Origin of the sequence: Verrucomicrobium sp. BvORR106 (assembly GCF_000739655.1) — a bacterium.
Classification (GTDB): domain Bacteria; phylum Verrucomicrobiota; class Verrucomicrobiia; order Verrucomicrobiales; family Verrucomicrobiaceae; genus Verrucomicrobium.
Genome location: NZ_BATR01000154.1, coordinates 19,240 through 27,463 on the forward strand (window position 1 = coordinate 19,240; position 8,224 = coordinate 27,463).

5 protein-coding genes are annotated in these 8,224 nt (G+C 61.2%); 4 read left to right on the plus strand and 1 reads right to left on the minus strand.

Annotation, left to right across the window (positions count from 1 at the left end; translation table 11 throughout):
- Positions 1–4 precede the first annotated feature (4 nt).
- Positions 5–2,770 carry a 2-oxoglutarate dehydrogenase E1 component gene (locus BV106_RS27265; RefSeq protein WP_038170056.1) on the minus strand — a complete coding sequence of 922 codons (2,766 nt, stop codon included), beginning with the start codon at positions 2,768–2,770 and terminating at the stop codon, positions 5–7.
- A 296-nt stretch (positions 2,771–3,066) separates the two neighbouring features.
- Between BV106_RS27265 and BV106_RS27270 the strand changes: the two genes are divergently transcribed.
- From BV106_RS27270 to BV106_RS27285, 4 genes are all read left to right on the plus strand, one after another.
- Entirely contained in the window at positions 3,067–3,993 is a 927-nt protein-coding gene (locus BV106_RS27270) for an ABC transporter ATP-binding protein (RefSeq protein ID WP_038170057.1), read from the plus strand.
- A gap of 40 nt (positions 3,994–4,033) precedes the next feature.
- Positions 4,034–4,792: an ABC transporter permease gene (locus BV106_RS27275; RefSeq protein WP_038170059.1), complete on the plus strand. Its 759-nt coding sequence runs from the start codon at positions 4,034–4,036 to the stop codon at positions 4,790–4,792.
- A gap of 69 nt (positions 4,793–4,861) precedes the next feature.
- The gene (locus BV106_RS27280) at positions 4,862–6,367 is read left to right on the plus strand and encodes a GldG family protein (protein ID WP_038170061.1); all 1,506 of its coding nucleotides are present in this window, start codon (positions 4,862–4,864) and stop codon (positions 6,365–6,367) included.
- A gap of 11 nt (positions 6,368–6,378) precedes the next feature.
- The gene (locus tag BV106_RS27285) at positions 6,379–8,211 is read left to right on the plus strand and encodes a DUF4340 domain-containing protein (protein WP_038170062.1); all 1,833 of its coding nucleotides are present in this window, start codon (positions 6,379–6,381) and stop codon (positions 8,209–8,211) included.
- Positions 8,212–8,224: the final 13 nt, after the last annotated feature.

Sequence of the window (8,224 nt, forward strand, 5' to 3'; positions counted from 1 at the left end):
GAGACTAGACGCTGAACGCATCCTCCACCAGACGATCCTGTTCGTGGGAGTGGATCGCCTTGGAGCCGGCGGCGGGGCTGGAGGCACGTTCACGGCCCGCATAGCGCAGCACGTGATTCGTCATCTCTTCCAGACGGTGGCGGATGAAGGTCCAGGCACCCATGTTTTCGGGCTCTTCCTGGCACCAGATCCATTTCTTCTGGGCGCGGGGATAGCGGGCGGCGATCTTCTCGATCAATCCGACGTTCAGCGGGTAAAGCTGCTCCACGCGGATGATCGCAGCGTTCTTGATCTCATTCTCCTTCCGGAATTCCAGCAGATCATAGTACACCTTGCCGGAACAGAAGATGAGACGCGTGATGCGGTTCGGATCCGTCGTGAGCGTGTCGTCATCCAGCACATCATGGAAGTGTGTGCCCTCGCCGAAATCTTCCAGCTTGGAGACCGCCTGCGGGTGGCGCAGAAGGCTCTTGGGGGTCATCAGCACCAGCGGCTTGCGGAAGGGCCGCTTCATCTGACGACGAAGAACGTGGAAATACTGGGCGGGAGTCGTCAGGTTGGCCACCTGCATGTTGCAGCCAGCGCAGAGTTGCAGGAAACGCTCAAGGCGGCCGCTGCTGTGCTCAGGCCCCTGTCCTTCGAAACCGTGCGGCAACAGCATCACGATGCTGCTGGGCTGGCCCCACTTGCTCTCAGCACTGGCGATGAACTGGTCAATGATGACCTGGGCACCGTTCACGAAGTCACCGAACTGGGCTTCCCAGCTGATGAGCACGTTCGGAGCCAGGAGGGAATAACCGTAGTCAAAGCCAAGCACAGCCGCCTCGGAAAGGAGGGAGTTGTAAACGCAGAAGCGCCCCTGCTCCGGCTGGATGTTCTGCAGCGGGATGTAGCGTTCGCGGGTGGAGTTGTCATACAGCACGCAGTGGCGCTGGCTGAACGTGCCACGACGGCAGTCCTGACCGCTGAGACGCACCCCGGTGCCTTCCGCCAGGAGTGATCCATAGGAAAGAGCTTCCGCATGGGCCCAGTCAAATCCGGTGCCGGATTCAAGTGCCTTCTTACGCGCAGCAAGGAAGCGTTTCTCAATCGTCGGATGCAGACGGAAGTCCGGCGGGGGTTCCACCAGCTTGAAGCCCAGTGTGCGCAGGCCTTCAGCGGGAAGCCCGGTCACCACGGGATCATGGGAATAACGCGGCTGGGGCTGGGCCGTGCTGCCTTCAAAGGGGTTGTGCCCCTTCTTCTTCTCGTCATCGGCGAGCTCTGAGAAACCGGCTTCGAGCGCAGCTTCCAGTTCCTTGCGAAGGTCTTCCACGCGCTCCGCCTGGAGCACGCCGTCCTCAGCGAGCCGCTGCCCGTAGAGGGTGGCGGGAGTGGGATGCTCAGCGATCGAGCGGGCCAGATGAGGCGTGGTGAAGCTGGGCTCATCCGTCTCATTGTGGCCGTGACGGCGGTAGCAGACGATGTCCAGCACCACATCGCGGGAGAAAGTCTGACGGAACTCCAGGGCCAGACGGGCGGCAAAGGCCACATCCACAGGCGAGTCGCCGTTCACGTGGATCACCGGAGCCTCGATCACCTTCGCAATATCCGTACAGTAGTCGGAAGAGCGGGCATCCGCCGGCAGCGTGGTGAAGCCGATCTGGTTGTTCGTGACGAGGTGAATGGTGCCCCCCGTGCGATAGCCGGGAAGCTGGGAGAGGTTAAGCACCTCCGCCACCATCCCCTGCCCTGCAAACGCGGCGTCACCGTGGATAAGGACCGGCAGCACCTTCTTGCGGTTCACCGTATCTTCCAAGTGGCGCTGACGGGCGCGAGCCTTGCCTTCGACGACAGGATCGACCGCCTCGAGGTGGCTCGGGTTGGCCGCCAGATCAATCATGACCTCGTTGCCTGACTTCGTGCGACGCTTGGTCTGGAAGCCGAGGTGGTATTTCACGTCTCCGTCCCCTGCCACCATGTTGGGCACGTAGTTTTCGGAGAACTCGTAGAAGAGGGTCTTGAGCGGCTTCTTGAGGTAGTTCGCCAGCACACTCAGGCGACCGCGGTGGGCCATGCCCATGACGATTTCTTCGCCACCATAACTGGGCAGATCTTCAAAAATGGATTCCAGAGCCACCATAAGCGCCTCGCCGCCCTCGATCGAAAAGCGCTTCTGGCCCACGTAGCGCTTGTGCAGGAAGCGCTCGAAGGTCTCCGGCTGCAAAAGCCAGCGGAGCAGTTCTTCCTGCTCTGCCGCGGTCGGAGCAGGCTGCTCCACACGTCGCTCAATCCGGTCCCGCAGCCACGCACGCACTTCACGGTTGTGAATGTGCATGAACTCGAATCCGATCCGGTCACAGTAGATGCGGCGCAGCGTCTCCAGCATCTCGCGCAATTTCACGCGACGGCCATTGGCAAAGAACTGGGTGCTGATCTCTTCATCAAGCTCGTCTTCCGTGAAACCGAGGCTGGCCAGGCTCAGCAGAGGCTGGTCCGGAGCGGTCTTGCTCAGGGGGTTCACCCAGGCAGCCGTGTGTCCCACGCGGCGAAAATCGAGGATGGCGTTGGTGACCTTGGTACGGAAAGCCAGCGCCTTTTCAGAAAGTTGCTGGCCAGTGGCATCTTTTGCGGCATCACCCCCTGCTCCCACTTTTTGTGCCATGCCCAGTTCGAAACCTTCAAAGAAGGAGGCCCAGGCGGGCTCGACATCGTGACTGTTATTTTTCCAAGCGAGGTATTTCTCTTCGAGCAGGTCAACGTTTGCCCGGTAGGGGAGAGTGGCGTTCATGGCAAGAATGCAGGGGCTGACACTATGTATCGGGAGCCTCTGCGGGAAAGCAGAAATATGACTTGAATTGCAATTGTTTCGCGGGGTTGCGAACTGGCAGCCCTATGGAAGGAGATACGCGTACGCTCCCACGGAGGGAAACTTCAAAAAACCGCAATTAAGTGACCCGCTTTTTAGAAGACGGGGTCAGAATGGCCTTCACACGGCCCCGTTCCCCTATCCTTTGGATGGTTGAACCTTCCGTGACGGCAAAAGCTTGTCACTTTTGCCAACCTGCGCTTTCGTTGACGTTCCTGATGATTGATGTCCAAAACCTCACCAAGACCTATGTAGGCAAGACCGCCGTGGATGGTCTCTCCTTCAAGGTGGAACCCGGCGAGGTGGTTGGCTTTCTCGGCCCTAACGGGGCGGGCAAAAGCACCACCATGCGTATCTTGACCGGGTTCCTTTCCCCGACCTCCGGGACGGCGAGGGTCAACGGGTTTGACGTATTCCACCAGTCCATCGACGCCCGGCGCAGCCTGGGGTACATGCCGGAGAACGCCCCTCTCTATATGGACATGCGGGTTAAGGAGTACCTGCAGTTCCGCGGCGCAATCAAAGGCTTGAGCGGCAGCCTCCTGCGGAAACGCGTGGGAGAGGTCATGGACGCCTGCGCCCTCACCGAGGTGCGGCGGAAGATCATCAACAACCTCTCCAAGGGGTTTCGCCAGCGCGTGGCCCTGGCCGACGCTCTCGTGGGCAAGCCCCCCCTGCTGATTCTGGACGAACCTACCAACGGCCTCGACCCCAACCAGATCCGCCACGTCCGCGAGCTGCTACTCGCCTTCAAAGGACGCCAGACCATTCTTCTTTCCACGCACATTCTGAGTCAGGTGGAACAAACCTGTGACCGGGTCCTCCTCCTGCATCAGGGCAAGCTCCGGGCCGATGACACCCCGCAGAACCTCGTCCGCAAGCTACGTGCAGCCAGCGACCTCCACCTGGAAGTCTCCGGCGGCACTGGCTTTGAGGAGCATCTGGCCAAGGTGACCGGCGTGCGCAAGATCACGGCGGAGAAGCAAGAGGGCAACTGGAGCCACTTCACCCTCCGCATCGAAGCCCGCACCGATATCCGGGAGGCGATCTTTGATCTCGCGCTCAAGAACCGATGGCAGATCCGGGAACTCCGGCGTGAACTGCCCACCCTGGAAGACGTCTTCGTCGAACTGACGCACGTCTGAGTTCCGTACCCGCCTGCCCGCCCCTCCTCCGCCTTTTCCGATGCGCACCTTCCTCATCCTGCTAACCCGGGAACTCCGCAGCTTTTTCTACTCCCCTGTCGCCTACGTCGTCATCGCCCTGGTGATGATCATCAATGGCTTCTCCTTCCGCGCCGCCGTGGCCATCCTCGAGCGGGGTCCACAGCAGGGCAGCCTGGTCAGCTGGACGTTCCACTCCCAGTGGTTCTGGCTCTCGTACTTCTTCATCTTCCCCCTCCTCACCATGCGCCTCTTTGCGGAGGAGCGGAAGTTGGGGACCTTTGAGACGCTCTTCACCGCACCAGTGCGAACCTGGCAGGTAGTGTGGTCCAAGTACCTGGCCTCCGTCGTTCTCTACTGCCTGATCTGGGTCCCCAGCCTCGCCAACTTCTTCATCTTCGAAAGCATGACCGCGGGGGCCACGGAGATCCCGCACGGCAGCCTCTACGGGATCTACCTGCTCATCTTCGTCATGGGTCTGTTCAACCTGGCGGCAGGCTGTTTTGCCTCTGCCCTTACCTCGAACCAGATCGTGGCGGCGGTCCTCTCCTTCACCATCAGCCTCATGCACTACCTGCTCGGCGTCTTCGTCCTCTATCTGGGCCGGCGCATTCCAGAGCAGTTCGTGGAGTTGGTTCACTACATTGCCACCGTGGAGCACATTCGGGTGTTCACCTACGGATTGCTCGATTCCCGGCCCATCGCCTACTACCTGAGCCTGGCTTTTGTCTTTATCATCGGCACCCACCAGGTGCTGGAATTCCGTCGCTGGCGGGTCTGATCCCCGCCCCCCTCCTACTGTCTCCCTGCGACCGGCCGCGTTTTTTCCTCCAGCCTTTCCTCACGTTTCATGTCGGACTCCCCGCCCGCCAATTCCCCTGGCACCACCCCACCCCAGCCGCCCGCCGCCCGCCCCCTCCACCGGTTGGGCATCGGCCTTAATGTGGCCTTTCAGACCCTGCTGGTGATCGCGCTGTTTTGCGTGGCGAACTACCTCAGCTACCGCCACTACGTGCGGAAGGATCTCAGTCCCAGCAAGGACTACACGCTGAGTGACGCCACCATCGGGTACATCAAGAAGCTCTCCAAGGATGTGGAGATCACCCTGATTTTCAACCGCGACTCCGTCATCATGCAGGACATGCGGGCGCTGGTGGACGAGTACCGGCAGGTGAAAAAGTCCCGGGTGCGCGTGGACGAGATCGACCCCGCCCGCGATCTGGAAGACGCAGAGAAGCTGAAACTCAGCTACGGCATCTCCCTCACAGGAAACGGCATTCTGGTTCGAGCCAACGACCGCATCCGTTTCATCACCGAGAATGAAATCATCATCCGCGGCCTGAACAATGACCGCGACAACCCGAGCGTGGATCTCCGAGGGGAAGATGCCATCACCTCCGCCATCATGGGCCTCATCGAAGGCCGGGTCAGGCGCTTCTACTTCATTGCGGGCAAAGGTGCCGTCAGCCCCGGAGGCACAGAGCTGGCCTACATCGCCCTGGCGGATCTCGGGAAGCAGCAGAACTTCGAAGTCATGCCCTTGAACCTCACCAATGTGGAGTCGGTCCCCGAGGATGCGAGCGGAGTGATTCTGGTGGGTGCCCGCTATGATCTGAGCGAGCGTGAACTTCAGGTGCTGGATGCCTACTGGCAGACCAAGCGCGCCGCCCTGCTGGTCCTGCTGGACCCCAATGGCGAGACACCCCGCCTGCGCAGCTTCTTGGGCAAACAGGGCGTGGCACCACGGCAGGACCGCGTGCTCTATGCGGAGAGCACCAGCACGGGGCCGAAGGTGCAGTTCTCTGTGCAGACTGTCTTCCTGCAGGATTCGCCGATCAGCAAGCCGTTCACCGAGGTGTCCGCAAGCTTCAGCGGGCAGACGCAGTCGCTCGATCTGAAGATGGATTCCCCCGAACTCACCAGCCGTCAGATCCAGGTACAGCCCCTGATCGACGCGGCAGAGCGTTTCTGGGGTGAAACCCAGTACACCCAGCAGCTGCCCATGGTGGACCGGGAAGACACCCGCCCTCCGGTACACGTCGCCGCCAGTGTGGAGCGTGGCGCGGTGGGTGATGAACGTCTTCGAGTGGACAGCGCCCGCATGGTCGTCGTGGGGAATGCCCTGCTTCTCGACCCCGCCACCCGGCTCGCTTCCCACCAGGACTTTGTTTCCTCCAGCCTCAACTGGATGCTGAACCGGGAGCGGTACATGGGCATCACCCCCAAGCGGAAGCAGGTCTTCCGCCTGGAACTCAAGCAGGAGCAACGTCAGCAGATCTTCTGGGTGACGGCCATCCTCATGCCCGGTGCCGTGCTTGGCATGGGCTTCCTCGTCTGGACTTTCCGCCGGTCTTGACCTGACCTGATATGAAGCTTTCCACCACCCTCGTCCTGCTCCTCCTCGTGGGGGGGCTGATCGCCTACATCTCTGGGTACGAGCGCCACCTCCCGTCCACCACGGAGCGGCTGGCCCGAGTCAACCGCCCTTTTGAATTCGCTCCGGCGGAGGCAGCAGACATCTCCATCACCACCAAGGATGGGACCCTCAAGCTGCAAAGGAAAGACGATGCTTGGCACGCCCGCGCCCCCTATCAGGATCGCGCCAATCCAGAATGGGTGGCGCAACTGCTGAAAGCGCTCAACGGTCTGGAATGGCGGGAGACCGTCGCCCGGAAAGACATGGGCAAGGAAGACTACAAGCGCACCGGATTGGGCAATCCCACTGCACTGGAAGTAGCAGTGCTCGCAGAGGGTGGCAAAGAACTTGCCCGCCTGCGGTTTGGCAGCAAGGCCCCGTTTGAAGAGTCGTTCTACGCCGTTCAGCCCGGTGAAAAACCAGACAAGAAGGGCAATGAAGTCCTCCACGTTACCAAATCCACTCTGCCAGCCCTCCTTTCCAAAAACGCTGACGACTGGCGCGACATCAAGCTCGTCCGCATCCCAGCGGACACCGTCCGCCGCTTTGTGCTGACCGCCGGCACGGGCGCGATCGAGTTCACGAGGGAGAAGGGCAAGCCCTGGCAGCTGGTCAAGCCGCTACAGACAGCCGCCAGCGATGAGCGGGTGAACGCCGTTCTGGCTGCGGTGCTCAACATGGATGTCCACCTGAATCCGGCGCCCAAACCCAGCGAGAAGACGCCCAATCCAGCCCTGCCGCTGATGACAGTCACCCTGGAAGCAGAAGGCCAGCCCGCCCCGGTGGTCATCACGCTGCATCCAGTGGATGCTGGCCAGGAAGTGCCAGCTGAGGCCAGCAATCGCCCCGGTCACTTCCTCGCCCCCCAGAAACTGGGGGACTTCTGGAGGCTCCAGCCCAATCACTTGCGCGACCAGCAACTGGCCCGGATCCCAGTGGAGACCGTCACCGGCGTGCGGCTTCGCAGCCTGGCCCAACCGGAAGTCGTGCTCAACCGCGATGGAGGAGCCTGGGCGCTCAAGCGCTTTGGCAAACTGGAGCCAGGAAACCAGGAGCGCATCCAGGCCTTGCTCGATGGCCTCAATGGCACTCAGGTTAAGGCTTTCGTGACGGACAATGCCACGGCCAACCTGGCCCCCTACGGCCTTGACCGGCCCTTCCTGGAAATTGAGTGGATCACGAAAGAGACCTCCCGTGTGCTTCAGTTTGGGCAGGGCGAACAGGGCGTGATCAGTGCCAAGTATCAGAATGAACCCACCATCTTCCAGGTGAGCCCGCTCATGTTGAGCATTTCCCCGCCGGAAACTCTGAAGTGGCGCAGCGGCCGGGTCATCACGGCCAACCTGTTCGCCGCACGCCGCGTGGTGGTGGCGGAGGGTACCTCCCCTGCCCTCACGCTCAACTACGCTGCGATGAACGCTGGCTGGAGCGGCACCTTGGCGGGACAGGACATCACCGACCGGATCAACTCAGCTGCCGCCAATCAGCTGCTAAATCGGCTCGTGAACTTTGACGCGGTCGAGTGGAGCACCAACCGCACCGCCGCCTTTGAAGCCTTGAAGAACCCCACGCTGACGGTGCAACTGCTCCTGGCAGATCTGGACAAGCTTGATGGTGAGCCCCGCCCCCTCACGCTGACCTTCGCGCCCGCCGCTTCGGTTCCCGGTCAAAAGCCCACCCTCTACCACGGGCGGCTTAATGAGGATCCAGACACCTTCATCGTGGATCGCCCCACCTACGAGGCGCTGACGGCCCCGATGCTGAAAGTGGACGGCGAGCAGTAGCAGCATCCAGCCC